This is a genomic window from Acinetobacter sp. YH12155 (genome assembly GCF_013418255.1).
In the GTDB taxonomy this organism is placed as follows: domain Bacteria; phylum Pseudomonadota; class Gammaproteobacteria; order Pseudomonadales; family Moraxellaceae; genus Acinetobacter; species Acinetobacter indicus.
This window is the reverse complement of sequence record NZ_VPCK01000010.1, coordinates 73662-89371: the sequence shown is the minus strand read 5'-3', so window position 1 is coordinate 89371 and position 15710 is coordinate 73662. Positions and strand designations below refer to the sequence as shown.

Annotated in this window: 14 protein-coding genes and 1 pseudogene; 6 read left to right on the top strand and 9 right to left on the bottom strand. The window is 40.4% G+C overall.

Going from position 1 to position 15710, the window contains the following annotated elements:
* Positions 1 to 161: 161 nt before the first annotated feature.
* Positions 162 to 455 (top strand): annotated as a pseudogene (locus FTU86_RS08870) (IS5/IS1182 family transposase); the annotation flags it as partial.
* A 131-nt stretch (positions 456 to 586) separates the two neighbouring features.
* On the opposite strand, the gene FTU86_RS08865 reads toward FTU86_RS08870, so the two are convergent.
* The 7 genes from FTU86_RS08865 to cadR all read right to left on the bottom strand — a co-directional run bounded on the left by FTU86_RS08865 (position 587) and on the right by cadR (position 8755).
* On the bottom strand, positions 587 to 805 hold the full coding sequence (locus FTU86_RS08865; protein WP_168384852.1) for a hypothetical protein: 219 nt from the start codon (positions 803 to 805) through the stop codon (positions 587 to 589).
* 203 nt (positions 806 to 1008) lie between these two features.
* Positions 1009 to 1908 carry a cation diffusion facilitator family transporter gene (locus tag FTU86_RS08860; RefSeq protein ID WP_004665978.1) on the bottom strand — a complete coding sequence of 300 codons (900 nt, stop codon included), beginning with the start codon at positions 1906 to 1908 and terminating at the stop codon, positions 1009 to 1011.
* A gap of 85 nt (positions 1909 to 1993) precedes the next feature.
* Positions 1994 to 5152 (bottom strand): efflux RND transporter permease subunit, encoded by a 3159-nt coding sequence (locus tag FTU86_RS08855; RefSeq protein WP_160241749.1) that lies wholly within the window; start codon positions 5150 to 5152, stop codon positions 1994 to 1996.
* Positions 5142 to 6392: an efflux RND transporter periplasmic adaptor subunit gene (locus FTU86_RS08850; RefSeq protein ID WP_086197158.1), complete on the bottom strand. Its 1251-nt coding sequence runs from the start codon at positions 6390 to 6392 to the stop codon at positions 5142 to 5144. Before FTU86_RS08850 ends, FTU86_RS08855 begins: the two co-directional genes overlap by 11 nt.
* A 1-nt stretch (position 6393) precedes the next feature.
* Positions 6394 to 7761 carry a TolC family protein gene (locus tag FTU86_RS08845; RefSeq protein ID WP_004677225.1) on the bottom strand — a complete coding sequence of 456 codons (1368 nt, stop codon included), beginning with the start codon at positions 7759 to 7761 and terminating at the stop codon, positions 6394 to 6396.
* Between the two features lie 48 nt (positions 7762 to 7809).
* A complete protein-coding gene (locus FTU86_RS08840; RefSeq protein WP_025465702.1) occupies positions 7810 to 8220 on the bottom strand; it encodes a hypothetical protein in 411 nt (136 codons plus the stop codon).
* 142 nt (positions 8221 to 8362) lie between these two features.
* Positions 8363 to 8755: a Cd(II)/Pb(II)-responsive transcriptional regulator gene (cadR, locus tag FTU86_RS08835; RefSeq protein WP_004281856.1), complete on the bottom strand. Its 393-nt coding sequence runs from the start codon at positions 8753 to 8755 to the stop codon at positions 8363 to 8365.
* 90 nt (positions 8756 to 8845) lie between these two features.
* On the opposite strand from cadR, the gene FTU86_RS08830 reads away from it, so the two are divergent.
* Positions 8846 to 10126, top strand: a complete 1281-nt coding sequence (locus tag FTU86_RS08830) for a cation transporter (RefSeq protein ID WP_104500112.1) — start codon at positions 8846 to 8848, stop codon at positions 10124 to 10126.
* A 215-nt stretch (positions 10127 to 10341) separates the two neighbouring features.
* On the opposite strand, the gene FTU86_RS08825 is transcribed toward FTU86_RS08830, so the two are convergent.
* A complete protein-coding gene (locus FTU86_RS08825; protein ID WP_104470814.1) occupies positions 10342 to 10908 on the bottom strand; it encodes a recombinase family protein in 567 nt (188 codons plus the stop codon).
* Positions 10909 to 11422: 514 nt separating this feature from the next.
* Here FTU86_RS08825 and FTU86_RS08820 point away from each other — a divergent pair.
* The gene (locus tag FTU86_RS08820) at positions 11423 to 11944 is read left to right on the top strand and encodes a hypothetical protein (protein ID WP_160241752.1); all 522 of its coding nucleotides are present in this window, start codon (positions 11423 to 11425) and stop codon (positions 11942 to 11944) included.
* A gap of 223 nt (positions 11945 to 12167) precedes the next feature.
* On the opposite strand, the gene FTU86_RS08815 is transcribed toward FTU86_RS08820, so the two are convergent.
* Positions 12168 to 12632, bottom strand: a complete 465-nt coding sequence (locus tag FTU86_RS08815) for a hypothetical protein (protein ID WP_160241753.1) — start codon at positions 12630 to 12632, stop codon at positions 12168 to 12170.
* A gap of 693 nt (positions 12633 to 13325) precedes the next feature.
* Between FTU86_RS08815 and FTU86_RS08810 the strand changes: the two genes are divergently transcribed.
* From FTU86_RS08810 to FTU86_RS08800, 3 genes are all read left to right on the top strand, one after another.
* Positions 13326 to 13898: a LexA family transcriptional regulator gene (locus FTU86_RS08810; RefSeq protein ID WP_005180682.1), complete on the top strand. Its 573-nt coding sequence runs from the start codon at positions 13326 to 13328 to the stop codon at positions 13896 to 13898.
* The gene (locus FTU86_RS08805; protein ID WP_016658936.1) at positions 13895 to 15193 is read left to right on the top strand and encodes a DUF4113 domain-containing protein; all 1299 of its coding nucleotides are present in this window, start codon (positions 13895 to 13897) and stop codon (positions 15191 to 15193) included. The genes FTU86_RS08810 and FTU86_RS08805 overlap by 4 nt, the downstream gene beginning before the upstream one ends.
* Before the next feature lie 158 nt (positions 15194 to 15351).
* On the top strand, positions 15352 to 15561 hold the full coding sequence (locus tag FTU86_RS08800; RefSeq protein ID WP_016658935.1) for a hypothetical protein: 210 nt from the start codon (positions 15352 to 15354) through the stop codon (positions 15559 to 15561).
* The last annotated feature ends 149 nt before the right edge of the window (positions 15562 to 15710 follow it).

Below are 15710 nucleotides of genomic sequence, written 5' to 3'. Positions count from 1 at the left end.
CAATACCAGCGCACAGCCCAAAGAATGATTTCGCCCTGAAAATGCCGACCATGGAAAGGATTCATATGCTGCACCTTTAGCTAAAACAGTCTTCAGCTTACCATTCGTGGTTATTTGCAACAGTGCCCTTCAGCTTACCATTCGTGGTTATTTGCAACAGTGCCGTAATTCCACCCAGGAAGAATGCCAAGCCCTGGAAAGATTCTAAAATCAGTTCAATAGAACGAAATGAGTTACTTCAAACGGTTAAGCATTTAGGCAGAACCCTATGGAAAAAATGGTCGGGCTATCACCGTCGCAGTTTGGTGGAAACCAAGATGCATTGCATCAAATTATTAGGAGATAAGCTGACGGCAAGACATTTTCAAAGTCAGGTCAATGAAGTTCATGCGCGTGTGGCAGTTCTGAATAGATTTACGGAATTAGGTAGACCTCACACCCAAGTTGTCACTTAAATTTGAATGGATTGGGGAAAACTCAGCTTTTGAATGTTTATGCAACAAAGCCGGTTTTAGTTATAAACTTATTCATTCAGGAATTATATTGCTGAATGAATAAGTCTAATTGATTTATTTATGCAACCCAACTATTCATTTGATTCATTTGATTCATTTGATTCATTTGATTCATTTGATTCATTTGATTCATTATTTTTAACTTGTTTTTGTCTAGAATTTTCAACTTTAGAAGCTTTTAAATTCTTTTCAAGAAATAACAAGCCGCCATCTGCATAACTAAAACTTGCGATACTAAAGAATGCACTAATTAACAGTAATTTAGTACAAAATTTATTTTTGAATAGCATGTTTATTTACTCTCATTTAATACTTGTTAGATATTCTAACTTTAAAGAATTAACACCCAGAGGACTCATAAATTACATTCTTGTAATTTTAAAATGTCTCAGGATGGTGTTTAAAGTGCGTGTGATAAATAGAAGTGTAATACAGGAAAATGGTAAGGTTTATCAGCCTAGTCATCTGTCCATTATGTAGAAAGAGCAGCACTTTAATGTTTATGCTGTTCCAATGTATTACATTCCTTACTTTCTATTTGTAACGTAATTTCAGTAATACTATGATTATGTTTTAGAACGTCTAAGGCCTTTTGATAGAGCTGATCTGGATCGCTATTAGGAGCAACCAAATGAGCAGTTAAATGAATGTTTTTTGAAGATATAGCCCAGACTTTCAACTGATGAATCCCTTCAACACCCTCTAGCATCAATAAATCATTTCTTAACGACTCAATATCAATCTCATCAGGAACCCCTTCAAGCAAAATATGGATACTTTGTTTTAATAAAACCCAAGTTCGAGGTAAAACCCAGAAGCCAATTAACACAGCGATTACGGTATCTACCCACATCCACTGGGTAAAATAAATGACCACTCCTCCGATAATCACGCCTATCGATCCCAGTGCATCACTAAGGACTTCTAAATATGCGCCTTTCACATTTAGACTTTCTTGAGCACTCGCAGAAAGGATTTTCATTGAAATCAAATTTATGACCAAACCAATGACTGCGACAATCATCATTCCAACACTTTGAATTTCAGCAGGATGCGTAAAGCGTTGGTAAGCTTCATAGACAATATATATCGCCACCACAAAAAGCATCACTGCATTAAACAGAGCCGCTAAAATTTCGAATCGCTGATAGCCAAAAGTTCTTTTATCATCTGCGGCTTTTTTACCAATTTTGATAGCAGCAAGAGCAATAGCTAATGCGGCTACATCAGTAAACATGTGAGCGGCATCAGACAGTAATGCTAAACTTTGGGTAATAAAAGCAGCGACAACTTCTACTATTAAAAAAGTAGTCGTTAAACCCAAAGCAAACATTAATTTCTTACTATTTCCTTCAGTAACAACCGCATGGCTATGATCATGATGTTCTGACATAAAATTTTCCTTATTTAATCCATGATTAGCAGAGATATTTGAGACAGACCCAATATCTCTGCTAAAAATTGCTTAATCTAATGGATTAAGAAGCTTTCTTTTCATTCATCCACCGGTACAGTACAGGCAGTAAAACCAATGTAAGCAGGGTAGAGGAGATAATTCCTCCAATGACTACAGTCGCTAAAGGTCTCTGTACTTCTGCCCCAGTCCCGGTTGCCAAAGCCATCGGAACAAACCCAAGCGAAGCAACACAAGCGGTCATCAGCACAGGTCTAAGACGCAAAATTGCACCCTGCCACGTTGCATAATAAAGGTCATATTGCTGTCGCAACTCTTTGATAAAGGTGAGCATGACTAAGCCATTCAGTACAGCCACCCCCGATAGTGCAATGAAGCCAACCCCTGCTGACATGGATAATGGAATGTCACGCAACCACAATGCGATTAAGCCTCCACATAAGGCAAACGGGACACCACTAAAGACCAGTAAGCTTTCTTTGATATTATGGAATACAGCCATCAATAAAATAAAGATCGTCAACAATGCGAGCGGAACCACCAATTGCATACGCGCTTTTGCAGACATCAGATTTTGAAATTGACCGCCATAATCTATCCAATAACCGCTTGGTAATTCCTGTTTGGATAACGTGCTCTGAAGTTCTGTTACGAATGAGCCTAAATCGCGTCCTTCTACATTTGCAGTAATAACCACCCGACGTTTACCATTTTCACGGCTGACCTGATTAATACCCAGGATATTTTCAACGCGTGCAACATCTTGCAGTTGGACTAAACCACCATTTGGCAATTGAACAGGAAGTAGCGCTAACTGCTCGGGACTACGCTGGGATTCATCTAGACGGATAACAAAATCAAAACGCTTGTCTCCCTGTAGAATGGTTCCAACATTTTGACCACCGACACTTGTCGCCACCAGATCCTGAATTGCTCTTACCGACAAGCCGTATTGTGCTGCTCTGGACTTATCAACTTCTACATTCAACAAGGGTAAGCCGCTGGTTTGCTCTACATTAACGGCTGTCGCGCCTGAAATTGATTTAATTTTCTGAGAAATCTTATTCGCTTCACGATTCAGAATTTCCATATCATCGCCAAATAACTTGACACCCACATCACTTCGCACCCCTGAAATTAACTCGTTAAAACGCAGTTCAATGGGTTGCGAGAACTCACTGTTATTTCCCGGCAATGTCGCTAAGAAAGTAATCATTCTTTGGCGAAGCTCATCAATCGTTTGTTTTGGATCAGGCCATTCATCATGAGGTTTTAACAGTACCACGCCATCTGAAATGTTGGGTGGCATGACATCTGTGGCCACTTCTGCTGTACCGGTACGGGCAAAGATTGCTTTAATTTCAGGAAATTCTTTCAACAGTAACTTTTCAGTATTTTCCTGCATTCTCAGTGACTGTTCTAACCCTGTACTTGGGGAACGCATTTGCTGAACAGCAAAATCACCTTCACCCAGTTGAGGTGCAAACTCGCTACCTGTTTGAGTAGCTAGCACACCCGTAAGCACTAAAATACAGGCAGCCACAATAGTCACAAATAAACGAAGCTCATAGGCTCTATCTAAAAGCAATTCATATTTAGTTTTAAGCCAATGCATCCAGCGACTTTCGGTTTCCTTGACTTCTCCAGTGACAAATAGGGCAACTGCGGCTGGCACAAAAGTGACAGATAAAATCATGGCCCCAATTAAAGCCAGTACAACCGTCATTGCCATAGGATGGAAAAGTTTGGCTTCTACACCCGTCAGGGTAAAGATAGGTAGATAAACTACCAAAATAATTAACTGTCCAAAGATGAGAGGACGACGCGCCTGTTTTGCAGCCAAGAAGACTTCTTTAAATCTTTCAGAACGGCTAAGTAAACCACCTTTCAGCTTCTGAGCTTCTGCTAGCCGACGGATACAGTTTTCTACAATAACCACTGCACCATCAATAATAATACCGAAGTCCAGTGCCCCTAAACTCATCAGATTTGCACTAATCTTCTGCTCTGCCATTCCCGTCAAGGTAAACAGCATTGACAGTGGAATAACGCAAGCCGTGATCAGCGCAGCACGGAAATTACCTAGAAAGAGAAATAAAATAACAATGACGAGGATTGCACCCTCAATCAAATTTTTCTGAACGGTTTTGATCGCCCGATCAACCAAATGCGTACGGTCATACACAGTCTCAATCATCACACCTTTAGGTAGCGATTGCTGGATCGATTGCACCTTTTCATCAATGGCTTGAGCAACGGTACGGCTATTTTCTCCCATCATCATCATGGCAATACCCAATACAGTTTCTTCACCATTATAGGTTGCAGCCCCTGTTCTTAAGTCATGACCAATTGAGACATTGGCGACATCTGCCACCCGAATCGGATAGCCGTTTTTATTGGCAATACTGATGTTCTGGATATCTTCAATCGTGTTTAAAGTGCCGGGCACCCGCACAGTCAACTGTTGTCCATTTTTCTCGATATACCCAGCACCACGGTTTTCATTATTTTCTGTTAAGGCGGTTTGTAAATCAGTCAAAGGAATTTGTAATTGTTGCAATCGGTTCAGATCTGGGGCAACCACATAGGTTTTATTAAAGCCACCAATGCTGTTGATCTCCGCAACGCCTTTTACGCGCTGTAATTGTGGCCTTACAATCCAATCCTGAATTTCACGTAAATCCATAGCCGAATAAGCGGTCCCATCCGGCTTTTTAGCATTTGGTTCGGCTTTAATCACCCATTGATAGATTTCACCTAAACCTGTCGAAATAGGTGACATGTTAGGTTGCACATCTTCAGGCATTTCTCCCATTGCTTCTTGCAAGCGCTGGTTGATAAGCTGTCTGGCCCAGTAAATATCCGTGCCATCTTCAAAAATGATGGTCACTTGTGATAAGCCGTAGCGTGAAATAGAGCGGGTTTGTTCCATTTTCGGCATGCCTGACATGGCATTCTCAATTGGATAGGTAATCCGCTGTTCCATTTCCAAAGCCGTAAAGCCATTGGCTGAGGTGTTAATCTGCACCTGAGTATTGGTAATATCCGGTACAGCATCAATCGGTAACTTTTGATAACTATAAATACCAATAGCAATCCAGGCTGCAATAAACAGCATGACCCAGATTGCGTTATGAATAGAAAACTGGATCAGCCGATCAAACAGCCCTTCAGGTTTTACCGATTCGTGGTCTGGAATGTGAGGGCTTTTAGTGCTCATGTGAAGCCTCTCCTTTTTCCATCTCAGATTTCAGTAAGAAACTGCCTTGAGCGGCATATTTTTGTCCCTGATTAAGCCCATTTACCACTTCAATCCACTGGCTATCCCCAGACGATTGACCTAATTTCACCGGCTGCGGAGTGAATTCAACTTTTTGTCCATGCTGAGTGGCGACAAAAACCACATCTTTTCCATCGACATTCTGAACTGCGGACTTAAGTACCCGTAGTGCGGTACTTTCACTGCGTTGTTGCAACTGTACGTTTACCATCAAGTTTGGACGTAATTCGGTTGCATTCGATTCAACTTTTGCTCGCACCTGAAGACGACCTGTTTGAATATCCGCTTCAGTATTTAAGGTTTGAATAACTGCCCTGTAGACCTTTTCAGTTTGCAAAGATTTAAATTCGATCTTTTGATTCGGGGCTAAGCCCACAATTTCAGAATTTGGAACAATAAATTCAAGCCAGAGCTGATCTAACCGGTCTATGGTAAAGAGTTGACTTGCTAACTGAACATTTTCCCCGAGAACCAAATCCTTTTTACTGATCACGCCAGAAATTGGGGCTTTTAAAATATAGCGCCCGTTACTGGCATTCACAGCACCAAATGCACTTAAACGTGATTGGGCCGCTTGAACCTGAATTTGTGCCCGTTTATAACTGTTATAAGCCCGTTGATAGTCCTGTTTTGCTGAGATACCCTGTGACCACAATTGACGCTCACGCTCAAAGTCTTGTTTCGCCAGTTCCAGATTGGTTTGTTCAATTTTAAGATTGGCCTGCTGATCAACTAGATCAGGAACAAGCAATGTAGCCAAAGGCTGCCCTTTCTGAACTTTTTGGCCGAGTTCTACATAAACATTTTCTACATGACCGCTAAAACTCGGTGAGACATGCGCTTGCTGATCCGTATTCACATTGAGTTTGGCAGGATAAGAACTTAATTTAACCACCGGACCTTGATCGACCGCTGATAACTGTATGCCCTGTTCCACCAGTTGCTTGGCCGTCAGGCTCACGCCTTCTGCATGCTCTTCGGTTTCACCGCCATGTTCTTCACTTCCATGTTCCTCTGCGCCTTCTTCCTCTGCATGTTCATCTGATGTTTCAGATTTATTCTTACCCGACAAGATCAAGAAAATACTGAGTAGTACGGTTGCGCCGATGACCAAACCAATCAGTAGAGGTTGAGAGATTTTTCCGCTCTGTTTTTTTAAGCTGTTTTTAAGATCGAACATGTTAATTTCCCCCACCAATGACAGGCATGGCCTGTATGTCTTGCCATAAGTTTTGATTGATTTGTGCAATAGCATCTTTCGACATGACTTCACTTGGGCTAATGCCTAAGCTCAAACTTTCTGCTTCAATGGCCTTTTGCCAGCCATCCCGTAACAACTGGACTTTACGCAGACGGATGTCTTGTAATTGAAGCGTGGCTTGCTGAACATCGGTTAAAGCAAACTTGCCTGCCAAGAAACCTTGTAGCGTCTTACTTTGAACTTGAGTCGCCAAAGGAATTTGAGTCTCGTCAACGACTTTGAATTGCAGCTCTAAACCCTGCAACTCGGTTAAAATTGTGCCTATTTGCAGCGCATTTTGCTTTAGATAAAACTCTTTCTGACGCTCTAATAAGTTCATTTTTTCTTGCGCGATTTTTATGCCATTTTGCTGACGATCGAAAATATTAAGCGGTACACTGACTCCGACTACTAATTGATTTTGTGTGGAGTTTTCCAAGGATTGGGTGCGGTTGACACCTAGGTTTAAAGTGGGGTTAGGACGTGCCTTTGCCCTTAGTTGATCAACCGTTGCTTGAGACTCTAATACCAGTAAAGCTCGATATTTCTCAACGTAGTTTTCCGCTAAATATTCTTGAACCTGCTGATGAGTCGATTTTGGCCAGAGCTTTTGTGAAGAGAGGTTTACCTGCAATGACTTATCAGAGGTTCCCCATAAATTTGATAATTGTTGGGTGGCCACTTGGACTTGTAAGTCGGCCTGTCTAAAAAGACGGATATTTTCAGCATGACTTAAACGTGCGCGATTCACATCTACTTGCGCGATACCGCCCGCAGTAAAGCGCTTCTCGATCGCTTTAAGGTTTTCTTCGCTCACCCGAAGTTGTTCATTGACAATGTTTCTTTCAAGTTCGGCAATGGCCAGTTGTGACCATACATATTTCACTGCAAGCTCAATTTGCGCTTGATAAATCTTCTGCTTCAGTGCTGTTTTATCTGTAGAGAGACTGGCTAATTTTTGGTTTGCTTTTCGCTCACCAAAAATATCCAAGGGTTGTGATATGCCAATGGTAAGCTCTTTTTCATTATTTGAACCAAATCCCGTTTGTTCAACTGACAGTTCAGGATTTTTAAACAGCTTACTTTGCTGAAGATTCGTGGCATTAATGCTGTTTTGCGTTTCCCAGAAATTTTGGGACGCTTGATACTGGTTGACCTGATCAATGGCTTGTCGCAGCGTTAAATCTTGAGGACTGGCGACTACAGAAGTACTCAAGCTGATCATTGCTGATAGCAAGACACCTGTACGGAATGCTGACCAGGATAAATTCAGGATAGAAGTATCCTGATATAATTTGTTTTTTGACATGAAATGCCCCACACATAATGAGATTAGGAGTGGTGGGCTTTTATAAGACTACCCCACCAATAGTAGGGGCAAATCAGGAGGGGGTGTTAATTGATTCAGATAAGGGGATTTATAAAAAGTTCTTCCCAAATAAGATGGTGTAAGGACTGTCTCAAAATGAGTTTTAAGCTTCAAATCATCGGGTGGGTCAATCTGAATCACGATTGTATTTGAGAAATGACTGCACTTTTCGTTAAAACAAACCTTCTGACAATAGTCATAAATTTCTTTATAGTTTTCTAAGGAATAAAGTGCTTGACTAGGACTATCACTCTTTTCGTCTAAATCGATTGGATTAGAGAGTATTGAATTGGGTATGTTTGGCATTTCATGCAGACACGCAGCCTCTGCCACACTCCAAATATTCTGGAATGTGAATAAGAGTACCAATATCTGGATTAGAAATGTTTTTCTCTTCATACACAAATCTGTATTTAAAACACCAATAAGAAGCTGTCCAGATCTATCAAAGATCTGATCACAGAATTTGAGTAACCTTAAACTTTTTGCAGCCTTAAGTAAAGATATACAGAATTTTTGAAAAAAGCATAGGTCTAGATAATCAAGCTAGATTTTTTAGAACTCCACATTGGTCAATTGTACATAAGCCATCACAAGTACCTCTTAAATCAGATAATTGTTCAATAAGCTTTTGTTGCTTGATTATATTTTCTCTGATAGCACTGACATGTAAGTCAATTAATTCATTCACATCTGAACAATTTTTCTTGGGATTATCTTTATAGGTGAGTAATTGACGAATTTCATTCAAACTCATATTTAAAGTTCGGCAATTCAAAATAAACTTAATTCGCTCAACATAGCCTATATCGTAAAGGCGGTAATTTCCTTCTGTTCTTTCGGGTTCCGGAATTAAACCTTCCTTTTCATAAAACCTAATTGTTAATACTGAACATGAGGTTTTTTTAGAGAGTTCACCAATTTTTAAATGCATTGAGTTGGTATTTCCAAAAAATCTTGACTCTATAGTAACTATAGGGATTCTAATATTCAAAGTTTATAAATTTTTTTAATGGGTATAACTATGAGTGGTTGTGGATGTAGTAAAGAAACACCATGCGAAGATAAGAAATCTCAACAAGAAAATCATCCATCAATTGCAGAAGCAAGCAATTCAAAGAATTGTGATAATACGCCTAGCTGTTGTGGTGAAGAGGAAGAAGAAAAATCTTCATCTCCTTGCTGTAACACTTCAAACAGTTGTGAAGATACCGCTCAATCCTGTTGTGGTTCTGATCCCAAAGAAAATTTAAGCACTGAAAACGTTTTAAAAGATTCGCACTACATGAGTGAATACTTAGTTCCCAAAATGGATTGTTCTGCGGAAGAACAGATGGTTCGTATGGCGCTATCTTCAATTGATGGTGTTCAAAAACTCATCTTTGATTTACCTAACCGTTCTTTAAAGGTTCTACATAATCAAAAAGATGAAAATATAACCACCAAACTTGAAGGACTGGGTTTTGGGGCAAAGCTTGTGAAGACTGAAACTTATATAAGCAATCAACAGGCCAAGCAAACAAGTACCTACACCATTCCTAAAATGGATTGCTCTGCTGAAGAGCAAATGGTCCGTATGACTCTTGCAGATCTTGAAGCAGTTAAAGGTCTTACTTTTGATCTTCCCAATCGAAAACTGAAAGTCTTCCATAATGAAGGGATTCAGCAAATTACGGCCAAACTTGAAGGACTGGGTTTTGGGGCGAAACTTGATGAAACACAGCTTTCTTCAGGTGACCTACCCAATGAACCTGATCCTGTAAGACAAGCTAAAGTACTTAAACTGTTATTAGGCATTAATGCTCTACTGTTCTTTATAGAATTCATCAGCGGTATTATTGCTGCTTCTACAGGATTGATTGCTGATTCTCTAGATATGTTTGCCGATGCAGCCGTTTATGGTATTGCGCTATATGCCGTCGGGAAAGCTGCGAAATATCAAGTAAAAGCAGCTCATTTTGCAGGCTGGATTCAGTTATTACTCGCTGTCATCGTGATTGTTGACGTCATTAGACGATTCATGTTTGGAAGCGAGCCAGAATCAACGCTCATGATTGTTATTGGCCTGCTCGCACTTATAGCTAACGTGACATGCTTATATCTTATTTCTGGTCATCGAGAAGATGGCGCACATATGAAAGCCAGTTGGATTTTCTCAGCGAATGACGTTGTGGTAAATATGGGCGTCATATTTGCCGGTGTACTCGTGGCATGGACGGGATCAGCTTATCCAGACTTAATCATTGGTATACTGGTTTCTTTATTCGTACTTAATGGTGCTCGAAAGATTTTGGCTTTGAAGTAAGGTACAACAAGAGTTATACCGAGCGAACCAATACTAAAAACCCCAGCAGGATGCCGGGGTTTTTTCTTTTCTAAACATCTGGGGTGATTGATTAAATGGTCATCTAAAATCAGTATGATAGTTCAATCTCCCCCCTCGAATAGGCTTTTTCATAGATTTATCACATTCCCTCATTTTCATAAGCTAAACTAAATATAGTCGAAAATTCAATTGAGTTATTCCCCGGCTTTTAAATAGCGGTATACCGCTTGACGACTAATACCGAATGCCTGACCTAATGCCATTTTTGAAGGATATTTCCCTTCCTTCCATGCTTGTCGTAAAGCTTCAGCCTGCTCAGGTTTCAATTTATGTACCCGACCTTTGTACTTCCCTTGAGCTGATGCCAGTTTAATTCCTTCCTTTTGCCGCTCCAGAATAATCTCACGTTCGAACTGTGCAAAAGCACCCATCAGTTGCAGCATCAAATTATCCATCGGAGTGGATTGGGCCGTAAAAGTAATATTTTCTTTTACAAACTGGATGGAGATCCCTCGTTTGACCAGTTTATCTACTTCAGTCACCAAATCTTTTAAGCTTCGCGCAAAACGATCCATGGAATGTACTATCACCTGGTCTCCTTCCCGGACATAATTCAACATTTCTTGAAATTTCGGTCGGTCGGTATTTTTACCTGACGCACGATCAACAAAAATCCGGTCGACTTCAATTCCCTCAAGTTGACGTCCAGTGTTTTGCTCGACAGAACTGACCCGGACATACCCTACTTTTTGGCCTTTCACTTTTTCACGCCCCAATTGAAGAAAAATGAACAATTTCGTAAATTATAATTCTTTAACACTAAAGTTACATGTTACTTATGATTAAAAATCATTTAAATGATACATAATTTCATGAACTTTCAGATTGTAACTTTAGGGTATACTCTATAGTTACATAATTCGTGATTTAAAGAGACCTAGAAAAAGAGAAATGGTATTTATTTGAGCTAATCAAAGTTGAGAAACTTTAGAATTCTTGCGTTAGTCAAATTTTAAGCAGCCAAAAGCTATATTCTATGAGGTTTTAGCCAATTCAAAAATTAGATAAAACTATACTTTCTCAAGAGGTCTTTTGATTAAATAATAAGCGTGGAACGTGAAAAATCATAAAAAAAGCCCACCTTGGGGTAGATGGGCTATCAACTAGAAACTACAGCATTGATTTCTAAAGAGAATTAGAACGCATTTCGTATAAGGTGTATTATGTTAATTTTAGAAAATCTTTATATATCAGCATCAATTTTTTAGGATTAAAATGTTAGTTAAAAAAGAAAGATTAAGACCACTAACAATTAAAGACAATGTATGGACCGGAATTTTTTCTGCTATTTTAAGTATTTTGTTCTTATTTACCAATGAATACGAATTGGCCTTATCTTGTGCACTGATTTCAGGATTTACATTACTATTTGCTTTGTTCAGAAAACACATAAATGATGTACTACCACTTTCGATAAATTGGTTATTTTTTTTATTATTACTCTTTGCTGGAATTTCGACAGGCGTAACAATAGCACAAGATATTAATCAATCAGCACAGCAAAAAGAGATGTGCGGTCAAGTCGAAAATATTTATATTCCGCAGCGTAGAGGAATAGAAACCTTTGATTTAGTTAATAAGCAACAACGTTTGAATGGATTACCTTATTTTAGATATAAAAATCAGATACACGAAGCAAGTAATCAAATTTGTGTAATCTATTCACATGCTGAGAAATGGAATAAAAATCCTTATATCCACATGGTAAAAGCAAATCAAACAGGATATTCAAAATAATTAGATTTTTTATCTTTGTGCAAAACCGAAATAACCTTATACGATATAAACATCCATAAGCCTCTATTTAACATAATGGATATTATACGAAATGCATAACCTATAATTTATACTTATCAGTAAGTTAGTAAGCCTAGTTCTATTTCAGTTCTAGGCTTTTTTATGTTCCACGCTATTTCGGACGTTTTATAGGCATATTTGATACTTTATGCCAATCATTTTCCTACTTTTTAGCTTTGTAGTTTTTTAAAGCTGCACGCTGTTTATTTAATTCATCTACTGAATTTTGACTTATTGCATTTAGTGCTGCCATAGTTACAATGTAAGCAGCATTTTCTTGAATTAGTGTTGTTCGCTCTTGTTCGTAACGTATCCAGCTTTGGTGTTCAGAATAAACATTAATTCCTTGAGCCTCATATTCTTTAGCTTTTAATCTAACATTTACTGCGGCAGTAGTTTGATACGGAGAAATTTGTGACATAGAGACTATGTCAACTGATGCATTTGCCGAACGTAATAATTTGCAGACCTTATCATAATTTTCAAATACGAAACCTTTCTCTTTGATTGTTCTAATCAGTGATTGATTAGTTGTAAAATCAATTGAACATTCGTCTTTTGCATAAGTTTGTGTTGTTGAAATTAGTAAAATTGATGATGCTAATGCATACTTTAGAGCTTTAATCACTTTATATTACCAGTTGGTTTATAGAAATATTTAATAAAAAAGTATCTAAAATTAGACAATTAATTGTACTTTTATTTAAAATATTGTTCCAAGCGAAATATGACTTTTTTAAAAGTTCTTAGCTATTTTTAAGTATAAAAAAACCCGACCAGGGATGATCGGGCTAAAAAATAAACTACAGCACTAATTTCTGAAAGGAATATAACATAAATCACAAAAAAATAAAGATGTGAGCGTTCCTTCACAGGTCGGGCTAGTTGCCCTTCGGGTCGATACATTCGTATCGAGCAAAGCCAACATCCCTAACACAAAAGCAAAAGCACTGGACTATATATAAGGACTTTCCCTTCAACTTATGCTGCAACAACCAACATCATTGGGTAATCCTCCCATAAATAACCGAAGTTAAAAGTAGAGGTTAAGCAGCCATTAGTGGTTATTTGCAACAGTGCCCTTTTTCTTATGCACGTGGCATGTTCCCTCAGGTTTGATTTAAACCTTCTGCAGTAGAAGTTGAACCTCAACAGCTTGGGCTGCAAATAATTTTTAGCTCAAGTTTGATTGCTCTAAGTAATCTATAACCACCTTCTGGTGAGATAGATATTCAGAACACAATCCGACGAATGGAGTTGTTTTTTTCCACTGCTGTTTTACCATCTTGATTATGTTACACAATCAAGATGAACAAGTAAAATGGATGAATTTCAGCATGGTGGTGCCCGTGAAGGTGCTGGTCGCAAACCAGTTCATGAAGGCCCAACCAAAGTGATCCGGGTTCCCGAAGCCCGTGTACTGGAGATCAGGCAGTATCTGGATCAGATAAAAAAACCAGCCCGCAATGATGTTGCTTCGATTACTCCGGTTGAAGCCAGAACACATTATGAGATTCCGGTTGCCTTGCAAAAGGTGGCTGCAGGTTTCCCTTCCCCAGCCCAAGACTATATCGACAAGACCCTGGATCTGAACGAGTTCCTGATCCAGAACCAGCAGGCTACCTTTATCGTTGAGGTGGAATCGCTTTCCATGCGCGATGCCGGGATTGATCTGAAGGACAAGCTGATCGTGGACCGCAGTATTGAGCCCAAGCATGGTGATATTGTTCTGGCCCTGATCGACAATGATTTCACCATCAAACGACTGATGATTGAAGGCGACAAACGCTGGTTACAGGCGGAAAACCCGGATTATGCGGATATCCATTTGAAAGACGGTCAGACCCTGCTGATCTGGGGTGTAGTCACCAGTGTCATCAAGAAGTTCAGATGAACAGCCCCGAGCGGATTTATGCCCTGATCGACATCAACAACTGTTATGTCAGTTGTGAACGGGTGTTTAATCCCAGCCTGAATCACCGTCCAGTGATTGTGCTGAGCAATAATGATGGTTGTGCAGTGGCCCGCAGTAATGAGGCCAAAGCCCTGGGCATCAAGATGGGTGTTCCGTTGTTTCAGGTTCAGGACATTGTCCGGCAGCATCAAGTGGTGGTGCTGTCGAGCAACTATGCCCTGTATGCGGAAATGTCCAATCGCTTCCATTCGATTTTGGCCGGTTATGTGGCTCCGCATGAACAGGAAATCTATTCGATTGATGAATGTTTTCTGGATTTAACCAGTTATGCACAGCATTTTGACTTGACCCGCTATGCCAGAGAGATGAAACAGCGGATCTGGGACTGGATCGGGTTGCCGGTATCCATCGGGATTGGTCGCAGCAAGACCGAAGCCAAGCTAGCCAATCACCTTGCCAAGAAATGGCCTGGCTTTGCAGGCGTATGCAATGTGCTGGAGCTGGATTATCTGGATCAGGAAACGCTGTATGCTGGAATTGAGGTGGGTGAAGTCTGGGGTGTGGGACGTAAGCTGGTCAAAAAGCTGAACCAGATGGGCATCCATTCGGTACTGGATCTGGCCATGCAGGATGCGCATCGCATGGGAAGTTTGTTTTCAGTGCTGATGCAGCGCACGGTGCTGGAATTACAGGGCATCTCCTGTTTGCAACTGGAGGATGCTCCTGCACCCAAGCAGCAGATTGTGGCTAGCCGCTCCTTTGGAGAACGGATTACTGAGCTGGATGATCTGAAAGAAGCCATGGGTAAGTATGTGCAAGATGCAGTCATGCGCTTGCGTGCGGATGCCTCGCTGTGTGGCTGTATCATTGCTTTTGTGCAATCCAATCCCTTTGATCAAAACACAGCGTATTACAGCAAATCGTTGGCCTTTGAATTCCCGGAACCCACGGACTGTGTACTTGATCTGATTCATGCTGCGATGCAGTTACTGCAAGGCATCTATAAGCCAGAGGTAAAGTATAAAAAATGTGGGGTGATTCTGACCGGTCTGGTCAGCAAGACCCGCTATGTGCCTGATCTGCTTACAGACCATCGCCAGCGTGAAAGCAACGAACAGCTGATGCAGGCTTTAGAAGCCGTGCAAGCCAGATATGGCAAGACTAAACTGGCAGTGGGATCGTGTTATTTACCACAGCGGAAATGGTCGATGAACCGGACACATCTGACCCAGAACTATTTCAGCTGGCAGGGATTATTGAAAATTACCCATTAAGCCAACACCCCTTTTTAGGTTAAACAGGTGACAATTAACAACCGGACATCTATCCAGCCCCCCTATTGCGGACGGATCGCTGCTGGGAAGATACTCATATCGCTATGGTAAAACATTGAGCTCATCATATTGCAAGCAACTCAGGAGGCTTAAATCGCATGGCTAAAACAACAAAGGACGAAATCCCTGTAGAAGAATCAGCTCAAGCCAGTGAAGTTTCTGACAAAGTAACGGAAGCTAGAGCGTTATTGGGCAAGCAAATGTCCGCAAACCTGATTGCGATCGCAGAACTGACCCATACCCCGATTCCACACATGCAGGTAGATGAACACGGGGTTTTTCACGAGATTCAAAACACTGATAGGTAGACCGGCATGGATTGCAGTAACGGACGGTATTCTCCTGTTCAATCGGTCGAGTGCTCAGATCCGGTTTGATCGTTATCGTTAAGTCCATATTTTTGTACCTAACACATGGTTTTATACAGTTAAGTACAGGAATACGTACTGAACAGACA